We start from the raw sequence: 19151 nt of genomic DNA on the forward strand, positions 1-19151 counted from the left end.
TCAGACAGAGTTTGGTCGTGGTTCTTCCGTCGCGTTGCCGCCATGGTTCAAGATGCCCAAGCGATTCGTCGATTTCCGCAGTGCGAAGACTAGTTTTGCGGTTTCTGATTTTGGGATTGATTTTGTTTGTTCTTAGTCGCGGTTCCGGGCAGGCTCAGACAACTGACATTTCGCCAGCCCACACTCCTTCAACGCAGATTCCTTCAACACAAGTTCCGCCAGCTCAAGTTCCTGCAGCCCCGGTTCCGTCAGCACAGCCTCCTGCAAGCCAGGCGCAAGGCGGAATCATCCACGGCGTAGTAAAGTCCGGCAACATGCCGATTCCGGGCGCCGCGGTATCTATTTCTCCTGCATCCTCGAACGAGAACATTTCCACCTGGACCGACGTGGACGGAAGCTTCTCCGCGCAGGTGCCGGCTTATGGCTCTTACACCGTGGGCATACAAATGACGGCGTTTGCCAATACCACGCAGCAAGTCGTGATCGACGCGTCGCACCAAAATGTGCTGTCGAATTTCGAATTGACACTTTTGTCTCGGACGAAATCCGCCCCGCATGAGTGGCGGAGGGCCGGGGCTCCAGGCACGGCTCAACGTGGGTTTCAGAATCTTTCTGTGCAGCAGGCTGCGGGTGGTCAGGATGCGGGTGGCAATTCGATCACCGATGTCGTGCCATCAGGAATGCCTTTGCCAGGCATCGATCCGAACAGCGCTACCGAGTCTATCGCCGTCTCGGGCAACTCATCCAATCCGCTCAACGCGATGAGTGGAGATGAGATCGAACAACGGATCAACGATGCTCGTGCCCAGGGGGGTGGTTTTGGATTCGGCGGCGGGCCCGGAAGTTTCGGCGGGCCCGGCGGCGGAGGTGGGGGACGCGGCTTCGGTGGGAGCTCAGCAATCGTTGGGCGCCGAGGCTTCGACATCAATCATCCCCACGGATCGATCTACTATGGCGTCGGCGATTCGGCGCTCAATGCCGCGCCCTATGCCCTGGCCGGAGAACCGGCGACCAATCCAGCTTACGTGCAGAACAGCTTCGGAGCTTCGGTGGGCGGACCGCTGAACATACCCAAGATCTATCACGGTGGCGCGAAGACGTTCTACTTCGTTAACTACAACGGTAAGCGCGGAGAGAATCCTTTCGATCAGTTTTCCACGGTTCCTACGTTGCTCGAACGGCAGGGCAATTTTTCCCGAACGACGTATACGACGGGGCCGCAAGCAGGGCAACCGGTCCAGATTATCGATCCCGCGACGAACACGCCTTTCCCGAACAATACGCTTCCTCAAATTAATCCCGTGGCAGGCGCTCTGCTGCCCTACATCCCGCAACCGAATCTTCCCGGGGATTTTCAGAATTTTCACTTTGTGACTTCCGCGACGAATGACAGCGACGACTTGAACGTGCGTGTGAACCATACGTTCGGAGCCGCGACCCCACGCGGACGGCGCGGAGGGCGCAACGCTCCGCGCAATAATTTGACGCTCGGCCTTCACTATCACGGATCGAGCGCGAGCATTACCAACCCGTTTCCGAGTGTGGGCGGAAGTACGAACGTCCGGAGTTTTGATGTGCCAGTGGGATATGTGCGAAGTATCGGCAAGCTGACCAACAGCGTAAGGGTCGATTTCAATCGCAGCCGGACGCGGACGCAGAATCTCTACGCGTTTAACGACAACATTGCCGCTGCGGTAGGAATCGATGGAGTTTCAACGAATCCGTTCGATTGGGGATTGCCCACTCTATCTTTCACTAATTTCGGCAGCCTGCAAGACGTCAATCCGCAACTGCTGCGGAACCAGACGTACATTTTTTCCGACAGTGTGGTGTGGAATCATGGCAAGCACACGTGGCGTTGGGGAGGCGACTTCCGGCGCGTCCAACTCAACACCGAAACCAGCAGCAATGCGCGCGGGTCGTTCATCTTTACAGGCCTCAATACTGGATACGATTTTGCCGATTTTCTTTATGACGGGTTCTTGAATGGCCAGCCTGCTCTTGGATTGCCGCAGCAGACTTCTGTGCAGTTTGGCAAAGACAACTATCACTTTCACGGCAACTATTGGGATTTATATGCGCAGGATGAATGGAAAGTGCGCGGGAATCTGACGTTGAATCTGGGGGTCCGTTACGAGTACGTTTCGCCGCTAACCGAAGAGAACAACCTGATTGCGAATCTCGATCTTTCGCCCGCAGTGTTGAACCCGGCGCTGGGCACGCCGGTGGTCGCTGTGGTCGTGCCCGGGCAACCTGGACCTTACAGTGGCAACTTGCCCGGCAGTCTGGTGCGGCCGGATCGCAATAATGTCGCGCCGCGTGTGGGTTTCGCCTGGAAGCCGTTTTCTAAGATGGTCGTGCGCGGTGGATACGGAATCAACTACAACACTGGGGCTTACCAGGGAATCGCGCAGCAGTTGGCTTTTCAGCCGCCGTTCTCGACGGCGGAGACTAACATCCAGACCACCGCCGGAGAGCTTACATTGCAGAACGGTTTTCCGCCGCCTTCGGCCAATGGCATCACCAATAATTATGCGGTGAATCCAAATTACCGGCTCGGCTACGTGCAGATTCGCAATCTCGACATTCAACAGCAGATCCGCCCGACATTGGTTTTCAATCTAGACTACACGGGAACGAAAGGTACACGCCTCGACATGCTTCAGGCGCCCAACCGCGACGCCAACGGAATTCGAGTTCCGTACGCGCAGGCCTTTACTTTCGAAAGTTCGGTGGGGGATTCTGAAGCCAACGCCGGTTCCGTGCGCCTGCGAAAGCGTTTGTCCAATGGCTTTTCGGTTGGCGGCCTCTATACTTTTTCCAAAGCCATTGACGATGCGTCCTCCATTGGAGCGGGAGTCACTACGGCCGCGGGCCGGTCTGGCCTCGGCGGGGGAGGCACCGGACCGGTTGGTGGTGGCGGCAGCTCGTCGGCCAGCAGTGCGGCGAGTGTGGCGCAAAATCCTTTTGATCTCTCCGCCGAGCGCGGGCTCTCCAGCTTCAATCAGACGCATAAGTTCACCGCGGACTATTTGTGGGAACTGCCCTTCGGAAACGATCGGCATTGGCTGACGGAAAATACGCCGCTGCGCGCGATCTTCGGCGACTGGCAGTGGAGCGGAGACTGGACGATTGCTTCCGGGCTTCCATTCACGCCGCGATTCATCGGCAACGCGGCCGAGGTTAACCGCGGGACGAACGGCACCCTGCGTCCCAACCTGGTTCCGGGGCAATCGATTGTGCTGCCGCATCCTACGATTGGCGAATGGTTCAACACCGCCGCATTCTCGCCCGTGCAGCCAACGCCTTATGGCGACGCCCGCCGCAACAGCATTACCGGCCCTGGAACGGAAGTGTTTGATATGGCGTTAACCAAAACAGTGCCGCTGAAAGAGTCTCGCGTGCTGGAATTGCGGGCGCAAGCCACCAATATTTTTAATATGCCCAACTACACGACGATTGATACGTCGGTCAACTCGCCGACCTTTGGCCGAGTAACTGGCGTGGGGGCGATGCGGCAAATTACCATGACCGCCCGGTTCCGGTTTTGAGGACAACTGAGATGTTTTTTAATTTGAAACGACGGGCGAGCAAGATTCTGACGGTCGGCATCGACATTTGCCTGTTGTGCTCGGCGCTGTCGTCGTCATTCTCGCAGTCCACCCAATCCTCCCGATCTTCTCAATCCTCGCAGCAGCCGGCAGATTACACTTTTCGCGTGCAGTCCGATCTTGTACTGGTGAATGTGACCGTGCGAGATAAGAATGGAAATCCCGTGCTGGGCCTGAAGCCGGAAGATTTCACGATCCTCGAAGACAACAAACCACAGAAGATTTCTTCTTTCGACCTGGAGCAGGTGGACTCTGTTGCGACGCAGGATGTGACCCAGGTGAAATCGCTGCCCGGCGCAGCTTCTGAACCGGCAAATCCCGGAGCGGCAACTCCTTCCGCGGTGGATGCGGCGAACCTGTATAAGGATCGACGGCTCATCGTTCTGTATTTCGATCTCTCCGCTATGGAACCCGACGAGATCGACCGCGCAGTCACATCCGCCGAAAATTACATTGACCAACAGATGGCTCCGGCAGATCTGGTCTCGATTGTTTCTCTTGGCAGCGCACTGCTGGTCAACCAGGATTTCACTTCGGACCACGATCTGCTCAAGAAACAGTTGCAGGCTTTCAGCAGCGGAAGCGGTCAGGGATTCGAAGAGGGCACCACGGGCACGACCGAAGGCACGCCCGACACGGGTCAACCCTTCACCGCAGACGATACGGAATACAACATCTTCAATACGGATCGTCGGCTGGAGGGGCTGCGTTCGGTCGCGGAGAAGCTCTCGCACCTCCAGCAGAAAAAGTCGCTGATTTATTTTTCCAGCGGAATGGACCGAACCGGTATCGAGAACCAATCAGAACTGCGGGCGGCGGTCAACGCAGCCGTGCGCGCTAATCTGGCGATTTACACCATGGACCTGCGCGGCCTGCAAGCGTTTGTGGCCGGGGGAGAGGCACAGAATGCCAGCATGCGAGGCACGTCCGCCTATTCCGGCCAGGCTACGATCAATGCTTTGAACTCCAACTTCACCACGCAGGAAACGCTGGTTACGCTCGCCGCCGATACCGGCGGACGCGCATTCCTCGACTCCAACGACTTTACGAAAGTCTTCAAGGGAGTGCAACGGGATACGTCCATCTACTATCTGCTTGGATTTCACAGCACGAATCCCGCTAGAGACGGCCGCTACCGGCGCATCACGGTAAAAGTTAATCTGCCGGGCGCGAAGATCGACTACCGCCGCGGCTACTACGCGCCCGCGGATTACAAGCATTCCACGAAGGAAGACAAGGAGCTGCAGTTGCAGGAAGAACTCGCTTCCGAGTTGCCGACCACCGATCTTCCGCTGTATCTCAGCGCTGGCTATTTTCGAATCGATGCCAAGAAATTCTTCGTTCCCATCTCACTCGTCGTGCCCGGATCGGAGATTCCATTCACCCGCAGCAGTGACCGAGACCAGGCTACGCTGGACGTGATCGGCATGGTCCTCGACACCGAACAGCACCCGGTGACCCGCATTCGCGACACGGTGAAGCTGGCTATCGATAGTTCGTCACAGGTTCAGAAAAAGAACGTGCAATACGACACCGGGTTGAGTCTGACTCCCGGCAAATATCACCTGAAATTGGTGGTGCGGGAAAACCAAACCGGCCGCATGGGTTCATTCGAAACCGATCTGGAAATTCCGGATCTCAAGTCGCAGCCCTTGAAGATGAGTTCGATTGTGCTGGCCAGCCAACTGCAACCGGCGAAGAAAGGCTCGACTCCCAATCCTTTGATTCGCGGCGGAACGGAAATTATTCCGAATGTAACCCACGTATTCTCTTCCGCCCAGCACCTCCGTCTCTACTATGAAGTTTATGACCCGACTCGCGTGAGTGCGTCGGAGGCTGTGCAATCAGGACCATCGGCAGCACAAAGTAAGTCCAGCATCCGCCTGCTCAGCAGCGTGGGCTTTTTTCGCGGTAAAGCTAAGGTATTCGAAAGCACGATGGTCGAACTGACGGAGTTGAATGCCCGCGACCGCGGAGCCGGCGTATTCCAGTTGGACCTGCCACTGAGTCCGCTGAAGCCGGGGTTCTATACCTGTCAGGTCAACGTCATCGATGATGCGGGCGGCCACTTTCTATTCCCGAGGCTTGCTTTACTGATTCGACCGGAAACTGCGACCGTCGCTCACTAGGAATGCGCAATCCGCATATCGGCGGGCGGACCAGGATATTGTTGCCCGTGGGATATTGACTAAGGGAAAACTCCGCGGAACGACGCGGCACTCCAGTCCTCGAACGGAAGACGGATCCCGGGTCTGACGTAAATTTCAAATTCTTGGTCGGCGTAAGTTCGCGTCCAATTCGTTCCGCTCATCAACTTCTCGACCGGGGCTCCTCGAGGTACGAGAACCGCATCGGTCGCGGAACCGTCGAGCATGGCTCGCCAACCGGGACGAGCGTCGTAAAAAGTAAAAACCCGCTGCACGACGTCGTCGGGATAGGCTACCTCGTAACGACTGTCCAAAGAAACTTTGACGGCGGGGAAGAGCTTCCAGGAAATGTACGCTCCTAATCGGAATGGCGTCATGAGATTCCCCGCGAAGTGTTGCCGTGCGAGATATTGCACGGCGCCCACGGGATAGATGGGTTGCGGCACATTGAGCTTCCACGGTTCTTGCCGCGTAGATGCTGTCAGGCAAATGCAGGCAAGGGCGATCCATGCGGCCTGCATGAATCGCGATCTCTTTTGCGCGAAGTGGAGAAGCCATATTCCCGCGCGGCTTTGTTGAAGGTAGGAGGGGACGTAGCAAAGCCATGCGATGGCAAAGAACGGCAGCAGCTTGCGGTGAAGCGCCGCTTCCAGCATGGTTGCGCTCAGAACAAGGATTCCCGAAGTTTGACGCAACCCTGCCGATGCCACGGCATAAGCGCCGACAAGAACAGCAGCCATGAACCCGGCCGTTAAAGGCTCGCCCAGAGTCCAGACTGGTCCCCACTCCGCAGCATAGGGGCGAGCCATGGAGAGTGCCCGCTTCAGGTAGCTGACATAAGCAACGCCGTAGGGATTGAACAATACTTCCGCGCACATCCCGCCCAGTAGTAACAGCGGGCGCCGGACCGGATTACGGCGCAAAAGTTGCTCGACGATATGTAATCCGGTTAGGGCGATCGCGATAACAAAACCTCCATGCACATTCAGCCATACGGGGAAAACCGCAAGCCACGCCAAAACCCACGTGCATGCTCGACGGTCATCGAAACGGTCATCGAACTCCCACAGCATTAAAAGAAGCGCCGTGAAAAAGAAGGAGTACGCCTGTGCGCGGAGGACCGAGAAAAATCCCAGATACATCAACCCGATGGGCAGCGGAGCGCAGATTCCCAGCAGACGAAAATCGGTTCCGCGCATTTTCGAACACTGCACGCACAAAAAGGCGGTGCCCAGAGCGAGTAGAAACTTGAGAACGATCAGGGATGAACTTCCTAGCCGGGCAGTCAGGAAATATGCGATCAAGCCCGCTCCCCATTCGTGATCGACCAGGGGATGGATCGTGGGGGTATATGCGTACGGATCGGCCTTCAGCAGATGTCCCGCCGCTAAACTTTCCCGGATCAAGGCCATCTCATGCCAGATGTCAATGTCGGCGAAGTTGTAAGAGATCAGCGCACAAAACAATGAGCCCAACCCGAGCCAGATGGCCCACTGCAAGGATTCAGCGCTTTTTTGGCGGACATTGCTGGTCATGGGGAAGTGCTTCGGTCAGTTGTAACACGATGTTTTGAACATTCGGCCAAGCGCGGGTAACCCGCCATCCCGCAATCAGCTTGCCAATCGCGGCTTGCGCGCATATTCTGGGAGTGGTGTTGCTTGCGGCTGAACCTTCCGGATGAACGTTCAGCATTGAGAGCGAAACAGGGAGAGCATCTGACGCACGAAGAACTCAAGGCCTCTTACGTTGTGATACGTCACAACGTCCGTACTTATGAATCCGCAGGAGTGGTCGAGGTCGTCAAGGGACGGCAGAACGCCGAGTCGACCTTGAAGAACTTCGAAGCCGGACAGAGCCCGACGGATCGCCATGAGGGCTGGCGCTACTTTCTGGAAAAGTCAAATTTGAAGGCTGGGATGAATCCCATGGAAGCCACGCAGTTGCGTCAGGCGGAACTGGAGCGCCGGGAGACCAAGGCCACGCAAGACGCTGAAGGCTCCAACGGAAGCGGCTTCTCGCGTTAGGTCGCTGACCTCCCCTGAAAAGGCGATCGTCTGGCCAGATCGTCTTTTTGTTTCGGAGGAAATGTGACAGGCTGACTACCCGCCCGACCCTCACTTACTGCTCTGCCGCCCCGAAGACAGCGATTCCGATTTTGACGACGGTTCCGCGCGGCGGCTCTTTCGTTTCCTTCGTATCTTTTGCGTCTTTACCGCTTTGTTCCGGCTTGTCCTTGACTTCCGGCGGCGGCGGCTTCTCGGTCCAGATGCCATAGACGCGCCCTCCGTACGCCGCCAGTCCGCTGTAGTCGCCGAAAAAGACCCCGCTCGCGTCGAATGATTCATCGGTCCAGGCATAGTTGTTGAAGGTGTGTCCGCCGTCGGTCGATCGGGCCAGGACCACGATCTGCTTGCGCCCCCTGGGATCTCCGCGCCGATCGTAGAAGATAACATTCACGCTGCCATCGATTGGGTCCACTGCAAGCCACTGAAAAAATTGTTCCGCGCCGTTGTGCACGGGATCGTTATTCACGCGGACCGGCGCGGCCCAATGCTTGCCTCGGTCGTCCGACGTTGCCAGAAAAACATCGAGATCGCCATTGCGGTAATCGCTCCAGGTTACATATAGACGCTTGCCCTTGGGATCGATGGCAATCTGGGGGAACCCGTTGGCCCGCTCGAGTGTTTGAATCGCGAACATAATGGGCGCCGTATGAATGGCGGCACGAGCGTGAGAGAAAGTCTTTCCGCCATCGCGCGACTCGGTGAACATGATGTCATCGTTCTGGCTCCAGATCGCATACAGCGTTCCATCCCGACCGACGACGCCGTCGAACCCCTCGGCGGCGCCGTTGTCATCGCGCGGCAGTCCAGGATGCGCATCGATCTCGATGGGCTGGGACCACGTCTTGCCATCGTCGACGGATCGCGAAAATACCATCTGCGAATCCGTCAATCGCCAGCGCGTCCATCCGACGTAAAGATTGCCGGCGAAACGTCCCTTGGTATTGTCGGCCACGATGATCGGTTTGTCCTCGAACGGAATTCCCGGCGAACTGGGTTGCTCGGCAACCGGAAATTGGTCGGCTTCCCAGGTTTTTCCGCCATCGAGCGAGCGGCGAACAAAGATGCCATTACGCGTTGCGCCGTGCGCCCAATAATTAAAAGCTCCGAGTTTGTCGAAGGCGATGTAGCACACCAAGGCATGGCCCTGGTTATCGAAGGCGACCGACACGTCGCCGGAGATACGATAGTTCTTGGGTGCGACGTTTTCTGCCGGATTCCACGAGTGGCCGAAGTCGGTCGAGTAAGACGCATGCACGTTGTCCTGAAACACGCCCACGACTTGCTGCGGATTACCTGGATTCACGGCGATTGCCGGCTCAGTGTAGGGACCGACGGCAGGCGTCAGAGAAAAGATCTGTGCCTGAGGAGCTTTGGGGAGATCCTGCGCATGCATAGAAAGACTCGCGGCGACAACGATTGTGAAGCCGGCAAATGCTGCGAAATGGCGAGGCGAAGTAAACATTGGTAGTCCTTTAGTCTCCACAAGTTTAAATTGTTATTAAAGATCTTCCGCACAAAGTGCCGCGCCACCCGCAATTCCAGCGTCGGCTCCGTAGTGAGCCATTCTCAGAGGAATTTCCGCGGCGTGAGGGTTCACGCACCAGCGGGGAAGCCCAGTTCTGATGTCGTCGAAGAACGGTTTGAGCATCGCCGCCACGCCCCCGCCCATTACCAGAACGTCGGGGTCGAGCAGATCCACGATATTCCCGAGCCACGGGATTAAGACCTCGACCGTCTGCTGAAGAACTTCGCGCGCCAGCGGGTCGCCCACAGCAAATGCCCGGCCCACGAGTTCGGCGGTGACAGCGGCCTCGTCTCCATTTGCCAGGTCGAGGATCGCGGAATGTCGGGACGGTTCGGCGGCGAGTTTGGCGCGCGCTCGCAATGCAATCGCCTTGCCGGCGGCGAGGATCTCGATGCACCCGCGTTTGCCGCAATTACAAACCGGACCTCGGTAGTCGATGCTGACATGTCCGCCTTCGCCGGCTGAGCCGGTGTGGCCGTGGTAAATGTGGCCGTCAAGAACAAAGCCAGTCCCGATGCCGGTACCGATCGTAGCGTAGAAAACGTAGCGAAATCCGCGAGCCGCGCCCCAACGCGTTTCCGCCAGGGCCGCAGCGTTGGCGTCGTTATCGACTTTCACGGGCACGCTGTAGTGATCCACGATTCTGTCGGCCAAAGGAAAGTTGCGCCAGCAGGGAACATTCGGAGGATTCAGAACCACTCCTGTCTTGGGATCCAACGGCCCAGGAGCGCAGATGCCGATACTGTGAATGCCGCCCGGGACAGCGGACAAGATCGAATCGATGGCGGCCAGGACTGCGTCGAATCCAGCTTCGGCCGTGCTATTGGCGACCATCGGCTTGCGAGCTTGCGCGAGAATCTTGCCATCATGGTCGACGAGGCCGACGGCGACTTTCGTACCGCCGATGTCGACCCCGAGAATTGGCGCGAGGCGCTGCGATCCACTAATGTTCGAGCGGGAAGTCTGGGCTCGATCAGTCACTGTTGTGCCGTCGCCGCCATCTGACGCCAGGCGGCGAACCGCACTTTGATCGTCTTAATCTCGTACGGCTTGGTGAGTACGCTAACGGCTCCGTTGTGCATCGACAAATTGCCAATGGACCTTTCCATAAGATCGGTTTCTTCCGCCGACTCCGCGGCCGAAGGAAGTTGAATTGTAACCTGACCGTCCTTGCCCGCCCACTCGTAGAAGCGCACAACCAGCGCGTTATCGTCCTCTGCTTTTTTCACGGCGGTGACGATGACGTTATCGGGTTGCGCTTGCACGAACGAATGCTCGGCGGGAAGTGTTCCCTCATGTTTTGCGAATGGCAGCGAAAGTAACTTGTAATTCAGTTCGTAGCCGCGGCGAATCGTAAGCGCCTCTTTCCAGCCGCCGCCGTGGGGAAAAAGTGAGTACGTGAACTCATGATGGCCTTCATCGGCGTGTGGATCGGGCCACTCCGGCGACCGCAGCAGCGAAAGCCGCAGCACATTTCCTTTGGCATCGTATCCATATTTGCAGTCGTTGAGCAGGCTGAATCCGTGTTTGGAGTCTGAGATGTCGGCCCAGCGCTGCGCTGGAACCTCAAATTGCGCCATCTCCGCGGGAGTATTCCGCGTAGTCGGTCGCTCCACCGAGCCGAAGGGGATTTCGAATGCCGCTCTGTCGTTGTGTGCACTGAGCGGGAACGCGACTTTCAGCAAAATATGTTTCTCATGCCATTCAGTCGTCGTTTTCACATCGACGCGATCGACGCCCGCGTAGAGAGTTATATCGCGTACGAAAGTTGAGTTCTGAAAATGATTCTTGACCTGGATCACAGCCCGCAGCGGTCCGCTTTCTGTCAGCTTCACTTCATCCGGCTTATCCAAATCCCAATGTTGCTTCTCAAAATCAGCGTCGATGTTCCAGGCATCCCACGCCTTCGGCTTGTCGACGAAAGTCTGCAACAGATTGCCGCAGATTGAAGTCGTGGGTCCGCCGCTATCGGTTTCTGCGGGGGCAAGGGATTCGGTGCCGCTGCGCTTATCGAACAGGCTGGTCATGCAACCGGTTTGCGGATCGATCTTCACGCGAAGAAATTCGTTCTCCAATGAGTCGGCGGAAGCCTTCAGCATCGAGTGGACGGCGGGCGCGTCCGGCGCCGCGCGCACAAAATAGGTGCGATAGCCCAGCGACGGCACGGTCGCGAGCAATAAAAGGCGGGCACGATGCGTGTCTCCGTCGATAGATAAAAGTTGCGATTCCGCCGGTTTCCCCGTGGAATCGACGACTTCAACCTGGCGCATTGGAGCCGGTAGTTGCACCTCGATCTCGGCTACTTCGGTCCGCGGCCACGACAGCGGATTGAAGATCAGCACCGGGACTCCATCGCCTTGAGAATTCGTATTGACGTTCGCCGCGATCTCGCGCAGCGATCCCATAGTGACGTCGTTCGCGGCACGATCCACATCTTCCAGGTTGCGCTTCGCATCCAGATAATTCACCGCAATTCCCGAGCCCGGCATAATGTCGTGGAAGTGATCGAACAGCAGATTCTTCCACGTCAACTCCATTCCATCCTGCGGATAGGCTCGCCCGAAAAGCGAGGCCAGCGATGCGAATTTCTCAGCGTTCAGAACATTTTCCTCGGCTCGCCGAATTCGGCGCTTGGTTTCCGCCTGCGTCGTGAACACTCCGCGGTGATAGGCGAAATAAAGTTCGCCATCCCAGGTGGGAACCTGCATGTTAGGAAGTTTCTTCTCCATGTCGCTGAAAAAATCGCGCGCGAAGCTGAACTCAAGTTTCGGATACACCGCATCTGGAGCGCGCAACCGGTCGGCATTGTCGAGCATAATGCGAGTGGGGCCGCCGCCATGGTCGCCGACGCCGTACAGGTGCATCATCTCGGGGTCGCGAGGGATGCTCTTGCCATAAATTGAAGGCATCCAGATCGAGACATCTTTGGCCAGCGGCTCGGCATCGATTCCGCCGGCGTAATCATGCGGAAAATAAGTGAGCAGGCGGCTGCCGTCCGGCGCTTGCCACCAGAAGAACTTGTATGGGAACGTCGTGTATTCGTGCGCCCATAACAATTTCTGAGTGACGAAATAATCCATGCCCGACTTCTTGTAAATCTGCGGCAGTTGCCAGTTGTAACCGAACGAATCCGGATTCCATCCGATCTTCACATCCACGCCGAAATTCTTCTGAAAATATCCCTTCCCCACCAGAATCTGACGCACCAACGATTCGCCGTCCGGCATATTCAAGTCGGGCTCGACCCACATGCCGCCGATGACCTCCCACCGGCCTTCCTTCACGCGCTGCTCGATCTGCCGGAACAGATCGGGATATTTCTCCTGCATCCATTCATACGCGCGCGCCGATGACATCGTGAACTTGAAGTCTGGGTACTCGCGCATCAGGTCGAGCACGCTCTGAAATGTATTGCGCACAACTTCGACCGTCTCGGTCCACGGCCAGAGCCATGCCATGTCGATGTGCGAATTGCCGACGATGCGAATGTTGAACTGCTGCAGAAACGGCTTCAGCGCTTGCAGTTTAGATTGTGCTGCCCTGAGCGAAGCATCGAAGCCGGCTTGGTCTCCGCGATCGAGCGGCGAGAAATTAACGGCCTTCAGCGCTGCGTCAAGCTCCCGTTCACGTTCGGCCTTGCCTTCCTCGTAAGCTGCAATGATGGGACGAGCCGAAAGAATTTCACTGCGCAAGAATGCGGGATCTGGCCGGGTATATGGCGGTTCGATGGTCAATTCGCTATGAACGAATTCCGATTGCGCGTTATCGTCCGCTACCACGCGCGCCGCGACAAGAAATTTCTGGCCCGGCTGTGCATCCTCGGTCAGCAGCATGGGCAGAATATCGTCGTCACTGCCACGATAAAGAATCGCGCCATTCGAAAAGACGGTAATCTTCAAACCCTGCGGACTGCCAAAACGCAAATCGATCGACACCCGCGACCCCTTTGTGGAGTAGCCATTGATCTTGTCGGGAATTTGAATCCAGCGGCGGAAGACGCGGCTTCCGGCCCAATGCTCTTCATTCGGATGTTGTCCTCCCGGCCCCGAAACATTCTTCACCGTGAACTTGCTCCAGGCGAAATCATCCAGGCCCGGGTCCTCCGGATGGGGAACGTCGCCGTGATAGCGCCATTCGATTTCACCCTGGCGCGTGAGCGCTCCTAACCGGTCGAGAGTCGCCTTATAGGGATCGGCCGAGGCCGTCTGCGAGAGGGCAAAAACTGTCTGGAACAAGATCGCAACCGCAAAGAAAAAGAGGAAGGCGAAGGAACGCTTCATCGAAATGCCTTTCATTGGAGTTCGCAACTGCTGCGAAGCGAAGATTATCACTCAGCAGTTGTTATAAATGCTAAGTCGCTGATTCTACAGCCAAGTTGAGGCGCTCGTGCGGCGCGCGCGAAAATTTATGATTCTTTCTATCGGAATTATGAATCGAAGTTGTTACGTAAGATTGTTGACCAGCGTGAGCCGTTCAAACTAGAATTCAAGCTGCAAGGTCAGAGATATATGTCAGCGTCCCCAAATCTTCGCGCCATGTGCATGTGTAGCTGTTGTTGTTGTGCATGCGTGTGCGCTGGCGCGGGAGGGCTGCTGACCTAAGAAGTTTTTCTTAACTCAAGCACTCATACACCCATCGCCAAAAAACCTGGCGGTGGGTTTTTTATTTTGCTTTGAACTCTTGGACACAACTCTTATGACACAAACTGCGAAGGAAACCACAGCCCAGCGAGTTGAGCGCCTGAAGCGCGCCGCCAACCCATGGGACGGATTGGAAGAAATCCGCCGCTTCGCGCGCGACGGATTCGATTCCATCCCTCCGGAATGGATCGGAACCTATTTCCGCTGGTGGGGAGTCTACACCCAGGGCGATGGCGCTGGAGTAACCGGCGGCCAGGGCGGCGTGGGTAAGGCGCTGCAACGCTTCATGGTGCGCATCCGGATTCCCAACGGCATCATGACTTCCCGCCAACTGCGCGCCATCGCCAATCTCACCCGCCGCCATGCCAACGGCATCGCCGACCTGACCGTACGCCAGAACATTCAACTGCACTGGGTCACGATCGAATCGCTGCCGGAGGTGCTCGACGGCCTCGCGCAGGTTGGACTCAACACCACCGGCGCTTGCGGCGATGTGGTCCGCAACGTCACCGGCTGCCCCGTCGCCGGCGTAGACGCCGACGAACTCGTCGACGCATCGCCTCTGGTCCTGGAGACATCGCACCTTCTGGCGGGCAATGCCGATTTCTACAATCTGCCCCGCAAGTTCAAGATTTCGATCACGGGCTGCCGCGTGTGGTGCCCGTATCCGGAGATCAACGACATCGGACTGACCGCGATCACACGCACGGTTGGCGGAAAGCCAGAGATTGGATTCTCTCTCCGCGTCGCTGGCGGACTTTCGACGGAACCGTATCTCGGCGCGCGGCTGAATGCATTCGTGCGCTGGAACCAGGTGCTGCCGGTCGTCAAGGGCATCGCAGAATTGTTCCGCGATTCCGACGTGTTGCGCGAGCACCGCGAACGCGCACGCTTGAAATTTCTCTTCCTGCGCCATGGCTGGACCGCCGACCGCTTCCTCGACGAACTGCACCAGCGCATCGGATTCCAACTTGATCCCGCCGTTGAAGAGCATCCGCCCGATGATGTGTATCGCGACCATGTCGGAATTCATGCGCAGAAGCAGTCCGGTCTAGCGTATGTGGGAGCCGTGGCCTTGCGCGGACGCATCACCGCCGATCAGATGCAGGCCGCAGCCGACCTTGCCGAGCGCTATGCCGATGGCGAATTGCGGGCCACCAACATGCAGAACCTGCTGGTCGTAAACGTGCCCATCATCAACGCCGACGAACTGGCCAAAGAATTCGATGAGATTGGATTGAAGGTCGGTGGCTCCCCATTCTGGCGGGGAACAGTGGCGTGCAGCGGCACAGAGTTTTGCAAACTTGCCATCACGGAAACCAAGCAGTTTTCCCGCTGGCTAGTGGAAGAAATGGAAGAGCGGCTTCCCGGTTTCGATCAGCACCTGAAGCTGCACGTGACGGGATGTCCCAACAGTTGCGGACAGCATTGGATCGCCGACATCGGCATTGAAGGCAAGAAGATCAAAGTTAATGGCGACATGGTCGATGCCTATTACTTCTGCGTAGGCGGCGCGCTCGGATTCCATCAGGCGACCGCGCGGCCCGTCGGATATCGTTGCCCGGCGACTGAAGTTCCCGACGCGCTCGAACGACTGTTGGGCCGATACCTGGCGCAGCGCGAACCGGGAGAAAATCTACGCCGCTTTTTTGTTCGACACACCGATGCGCAACTGCGTGAGTTTCTTGCGGGCGAGGTTGTGGCCGCAGTGGCCCGCGACTTGCCAGAGCCAACTCGCGGCTTGGCGCAGTCTGCCGGAGGAATCGGTGATTAACTTGTTCCCCATGTTTCTGAAGCTGGAGGGCAGGCAATGCCTTGTCGTGGGCGCCGGAAAAGTTGGCGAACCCAAGATCGGCGGCTTGCTCGACACCGGAGCGCGCATCCGCGTGGTCGCTCTCGATGCTACTCCTGCGGTCCGCGAATGGGCGCGCGCGGGATTGCTCGATCTCGAATTGCGCGCCTTTTCGACCGACGACTTGTCGGGCGTCTTTATGGCCATCGTGGCCACGAATGCGCGCAGCTTGAACGAGTTCGTATATCGCGAAGCGCAGCGGCGCGGCGTGCTTTGCAACGTGGTCGACGTTCCCGATCTCTGCGACTTCTTCTATCCCGCGGTCGTGCGCCGTGGCGATTTGCAGATCGCAGTTTCAACCGCAGGGCAAAGTCCTTCGCTGGCGCAGAAGATTCGCCAGCAGCTTGAAAAACAATTTGGCCCCGGATATGCCGCGTGGGTAGCGGACCTTGGTGAAACTCGAAAGCTCATCCTGGCCAGCGATCTCGACAAAGGACGCAAGCTCCATCTTTTACATTCGCTGGCCAGCAGGGAAGCGCTGGAAGCGGCGCTGGCCGAGACCCCGGAACTCGCTGCCAAGGGGGAGGGCGCATGAAAGGAAAAGTCTATCTCGTTGGCGCCGGGCCAGGCGATCCGGAGTTACTCACAGTAAAGGCGCTGCGTGTGCTGCAAACAGCCGATGCCGTGTTGCACGATGATTTGGTCGCGCCGGAAGTCTTGAAACTCATCCCGGCAAGGGCGCAAAAGCGTAACGTCGGCAAGCGCTGCGGGAAGAAGAAAATTCAGCAAGAGGAAATTAACTTTCTGATGATCGCGCTCGCGGATTCGGGTCTGCGCGTAGTGCGGTTAAAAAGCGGAGATCCGTTGATCTTCGGCCGAGCGGGAGAAGAAATGGAAGCGCTCCGAAGAGCCAACATTGCGTTCGAAGTTGTACCCGGAGTTAGCTCCGCCATGGGTGCGGCGGCCGTGGCGGAGATTCCGTTGACTCATCGACGCGCATCTTCCGCGCTGGTGTTTCTTACGGCACATCAAGCGCCGGGAAGTGAAGCCGCAAACTGGGACAAGTTAGCGAGCAGTGGCGCAACGCTCGTCATTTACATGCCCGGACAGAATTACGCCGAGATCGCCGCGAGGCTGAAAGCATCCGGTTTGGCGCCGGAAACCCCATGTGTGATTATTTCGCGCGCGACCACGCCACAGCAGCGCGCGCACCGTTCCACGATCGCCGAGTTGCACCGGCCGCCGAAGCTCGCCGCTCCAACGTTGCTGGTAGTTGGAGAAGTCGTGCGCTGGGCCGATCCAGAAGTCATGGGCCCGCGATTCGCTATATCGGCTATTTCCGCGGGTGAAAGCAATCCGCTGCCCGCCGCGGTTTTCACCGAAGTTTCGTCAGCGGGATTCAGAACAAATGAGGAGCCAGGGGCGTGAAGACCATCGAGGGCGATATTCAAAAGCAGATCGGAGATGTGCAGCATGCAGCGGAAAGCTGGACTCCGCAGCGCGCGTTAGCCTGGGCATTCGAGACTTTCGGGAACAACGTTGCCATTTCTTCGGCATTTGGCGCCGAGGGAATGGTCCTGATCGATATGGCCTCGCGCGTCCGCAAAGAGTTTCGCCTGTTCACCATCGACACCGAATTTCTCTTCCCCGAAACCTACAACCTGATCGATCGGATCGAAGAAAAATACGGCATCGCGGTCGAGAAAGTGTATTCCGAGCTTTCACCCGAAGAGCAGGAGCGCACGCACGGCGAAGCGCTCTGGAAGCGTGATCCGGACCTGTGCTGCGGCTTGCGCAAAGTAGAGCCGCTGCGCCGCAAACTCGGAGAGTTGAGCGCCTGGATTACCAGCATTCGCCGCGACCAAACCTCAGTCCGCTCCGCCGCACGCCGAGTGGAACGGGACGCCAAGTTCGGCCTGGTGAAGATCAATCCCCTGGTCGATTGGACATCCAAGCAAGTGTGGCGCTACATCCACGATCATGATGTTCCCTACAACACGCTTCACAATCAGGACTACCCCAGCATCGGCTGCACGCATTGCACTCGCGCGGTTCGCCCAGGAGAAGATCCCCGCGCCGGCCGCTGGCCCGGATTCGCCAAAACCGAATGCGGCCTGCACCTCATCGAGCCGCTACCTCCAGCATCTGAAGCGGCGAAAATCGCCAAGGTGGGGAATTGAGAACTAGATCGACTTTGCGTCCTTAGCGGCTAGAGGAACGACGATTCTTCTAAAGGCTACTCGCGGCGCCTCGCGCAGGGAAATTAAAAATTCCGATTGCCTGTAACCAATCGTTAACCTTTAATCTTCCGACCTAATCTTCCGCCTTCTTCATCTGCGTGGCGAACTGCCGCAGCAGCGCGACAAACGCCGTCGACGCCACGGAAAGGGTGCGGTCGCGGCGATAGGCGAGCCCAAGCTCACGGTACAGCACCGCGTCTTCAATCTCGATCAGTTTGACCCGCCCGGAGTCGACCTCATCGCGCGCGAATGACGCGCTGATCAGCGACACGCCCAAATCCGCCGCCACAAAGCTCTTGATCATCCCAATGCTGGGCAACTCCATCCGAACCTGAAGGTCGGCGGAATGGGGGCGGAACAGTTTATCGAGCAGCCTGCGCGTGTGCCCGGTCTTCGGAAACAGCAGTGGATGCTTGACGATCTCGCTCACCGGTACCACCTTGAACCTAGCCAGCGGATTCTTGGGACTCACCATCAGCATCAGCTTGTCGCGGAAAATAGGCTGAATCTTCAGGCTCGGCGACTGGATCGGCAGCGTCAAAATCCCCACTTCCACCTGCCCGTTTTCCAGTTTCTCCACGATCTTGTAAGTGAAATTGCGGTAGATGCTGATCTGCACTGGAGGATAGCGCCGGCAATATTCTCCGAACACTTCCGGCAGAACGTATAAACAAGTTGCTTCGTTCGCCCCCACACGCAAGGTGCCGCGCGGCGTGCCGCTATGGTCCGCAACCGCCGTCAACGACTCATCGCGCAGGCTCTTCAGTCGCTCGGCGTATTCAAAAAACACCTGCCCCGCCGGCGTGAGCTTCACCGTCTTGCCCGAGCGGTCGAGCAGGCGGTCGCCATATTCCTGCTCCAGTTGCCGGATTTGCGCGCTAACCGCTGACTGGGAGCGGAAAACCTTCTCTCCAGCGCGGGAAAAGCTGCCTTGCCGGGCCACTTCCAGGAACGTAATGAGTTGATCGAAGTCCATTGTGTTTGAGCGAAATAGTTGACCGGAATTATAGCGGAGCAGTCGCAATTCCAAGGTTAATAACTGGGAAACACTCAGCGGGCAGCCGCTCTGAATTTTGCATGGCTTGTATCGAAATTCTGTATTGTACTTTGCCTACCCGCAGGCACCAAAA

The 19151-nt window shown here is 57.4% G+C and carries 12 protein-coding genes; 7 read left to right on the top strand and 5 right to left on the bottom strand.

The features are described 5' to 3' along the window. Positions 1-80: 80 nt before the first annotated feature. Positions 81-3551, top strand: coding sequence for a TonB-dependent receptor (locus VGM18_19995; protein ID HEY3975295.1), 3471 nt, complete (start codon positions 81-83; stop codon positions 3549-3551). A 23-nt stretch (positions 3552-3574) separates the two neighbouring features. After that, on the top strand, positions 3575-5740 hold the full coding sequence (locus VGM18_20000) for a VWA domain-containing protein (protein HEY3975296.1): 2166 nt from the start codon (positions 3575-3577) through the stop codon (positions 5738-5740). A 59-nt stretch (positions 5741-5799) separates the two neighbouring features. Here VGM18_20000 and VGM18_20005 read toward each other — a convergent pair whose 3' ends face one another. Continuing rightward, positions 5800-7293: a hypothetical protein gene (locus tag VGM18_20005; GenBank protein HEY3975297.1), complete on the bottom strand. Its 1494-nt coding sequence runs from the start codon at positions 7291-7293 to the stop codon at positions 5800-5802. Between the two features lie 156 nt (positions 7294-7449). Between VGM18_20005 and VGM18_20010 the strand changes: the two genes are divergently transcribed. After that, positions 7450-7782, top strand: a complete 333-nt coding sequence (locus VGM18_20010; protein HEY3975298.1) for a hypothetical protein — start codon at positions 7450-7452, stop codon at positions 7780-7782. 94 nt (positions 7783-7876) lie between these two features. Here the strand turns inward: VGM18_20010 and VGM18_20015 are convergent, their stop codons facing one another. Genes VGM18_20015 through VGM18_20025 form a run of 3 tightly spaced genes read right to left on the bottom strand, consistent with a single transcriptional unit; the run spans position 7877 to position 13629 of the window. Continuing rightward, the gene (locus VGM18_20015; GenBank protein ID HEY3975299.1) at positions 7877-9286 is read right to left on the bottom strand and encodes a hypothetical protein; all 1410 of its coding nucleotides are present in this window, start codon (positions 9284-9286) and stop codon (positions 7877-7879) included. Positions 9287-9322: 36 nt separating this feature from the next. After that, positions 9323-10330, bottom strand: coding sequence for an ROK family protein (locus tag VGM18_20020; GenBank protein ID HEY3975300.1), 1008 nt, complete (start codon positions 10328-10330; stop codon positions 9323-9325). Beyond that, a complete protein-coding gene (locus tag VGM18_20025) occupies positions 10327-13629 on the bottom strand; it encodes an alpha-mannosidase (protein HEY3975301.1) in 3303 nt (1100 codons plus the stop codon). Before VGM18_20025 ends, VGM18_20020 begins: the two co-directional genes overlap by 4 nt. Before the next feature lie 415 nt (positions 13630-14044). On the opposite strand from VGM18_20025, the gene VGM18_20030 reads away from it, so the two are divergent. The 4 genes from VGM18_20030 to VGM18_20045 are packed head-to-tail and all read left to right on the top strand — an operon-like array spanning position 14045 to position 17961. Beyond that, positions 14045-15763: a nitrite/sulfite reductase gene (locus VGM18_20030; protein ID HEY3975302.1), complete on the top strand. Its 1719-nt coding sequence runs from the start codon at positions 14045-14047 to the stop codon at positions 15761-15763. Further along, positions 15756-16376: a bifunctional precorrin-2 dehydrogenase/sirohydrochlorin ferrochelatase gene (locus VGM18_20035; GenBank protein ID HEY3975303.1), complete on the top strand. Its 621-nt coding sequence runs from the start codon at positions 15756-15758 to the stop codon at positions 16374-16376. Before VGM18_20030 ends, VGM18_20035 begins: the two co-directional genes overlap by 8 nt. Then, positions 16373-17209 (top strand): uroporphyrinogen-III C-methyltransferase, encoded by an 837-nt coding sequence (gene cobA, locus VGM18_20040; GenBank protein HEY3975304.1) that lies wholly within the window; start codon positions 16373-16375, stop codon positions 17207-17209. Before VGM18_20035 ends, cobA begins: the two co-directional genes overlap by 4 nt. Then, on the top strand, positions 17206-17961 hold the full coding sequence (locus VGM18_20045) for a phosphoadenylyl-sulfate reductase (protein ID HEY3975305.1): 756 nt from the start codon (positions 17206-17208) through the stop codon (positions 17959-17961). Before cobA ends, VGM18_20045 begins: the two co-directional genes overlap by 4 nt. A 133-nt stretch (positions 17962-18094) precedes the next feature. Here the strand turns inward: VGM18_20045 and VGM18_20050 are convergent, their stop codons facing one another. Then, complete coding sequence (locus VGM18_20050; protein HEY3975306.1) at positions 18095-18997, bottom strand: LysR family transcriptional regulator; 903 nt, start codon at positions 18995-18997, stop codon at positions 18095-18097. Between the last annotated feature and the right edge of the window lie 154 nt (positions 18998-19151).

This window comes from Candidatus Sulfotelmatobacter sp. (genome assembly GCA_036500765.1).
Lineage (GTDB): Bacteria > Acidobacteriota > Terriglobia > Terriglobales > Acidobacteriaceae > Sulfotelmatobacter.

What these genes read in the sequence shown, in the direction of transcription:
- VGM18_20005 (HEY3975297.1), bottom strand. Translation starts at nt 7,293, where the DNA reads ATGACCAGCAATGTCCGCCAAAAAAGCGCTGAATCCTTGCAGTGGGCC.
- VGM18_20015 (HEY3975299.1), bottom strand. Translation starts at nt 9,286, where the DNA reads ATGTTTACTTCGCCTCGCCATTTCGCAGCATTTGCCGGCTTCACAATC.
- VGM18_20025 (HEY3975301.1), bottom strand. Translation starts at nt 13,629, where the DNA reads ATGAAGCGTTCCTTCGCCTTCCTCTTTTTCTTTGCGGTTGCGATCTTG.
- VGM18_20030 (HEY3975302.1), top strand. Translation starts at nt 14,045, where the DNA reads ATGACACAAACTGCGAAGGAAACCACAGCCCAGCGAGTTGAGCGCCTG.
- cobA (HEY3975304.1), top strand. Translation starts at nt 16,373, where the DNA reads ATGAAAGGAAAAGTCTATCTCGTTGGCGCCGGGCCAGGCGATCCGGAG.
- VGM18_20050 (HEY3975306.1), bottom strand. Translation starts at nt 18,997, where the DNA reads ATGGACTTCGATCAACTCATTACGTTCCTGGAAGTGGCCCGGCAAGGC.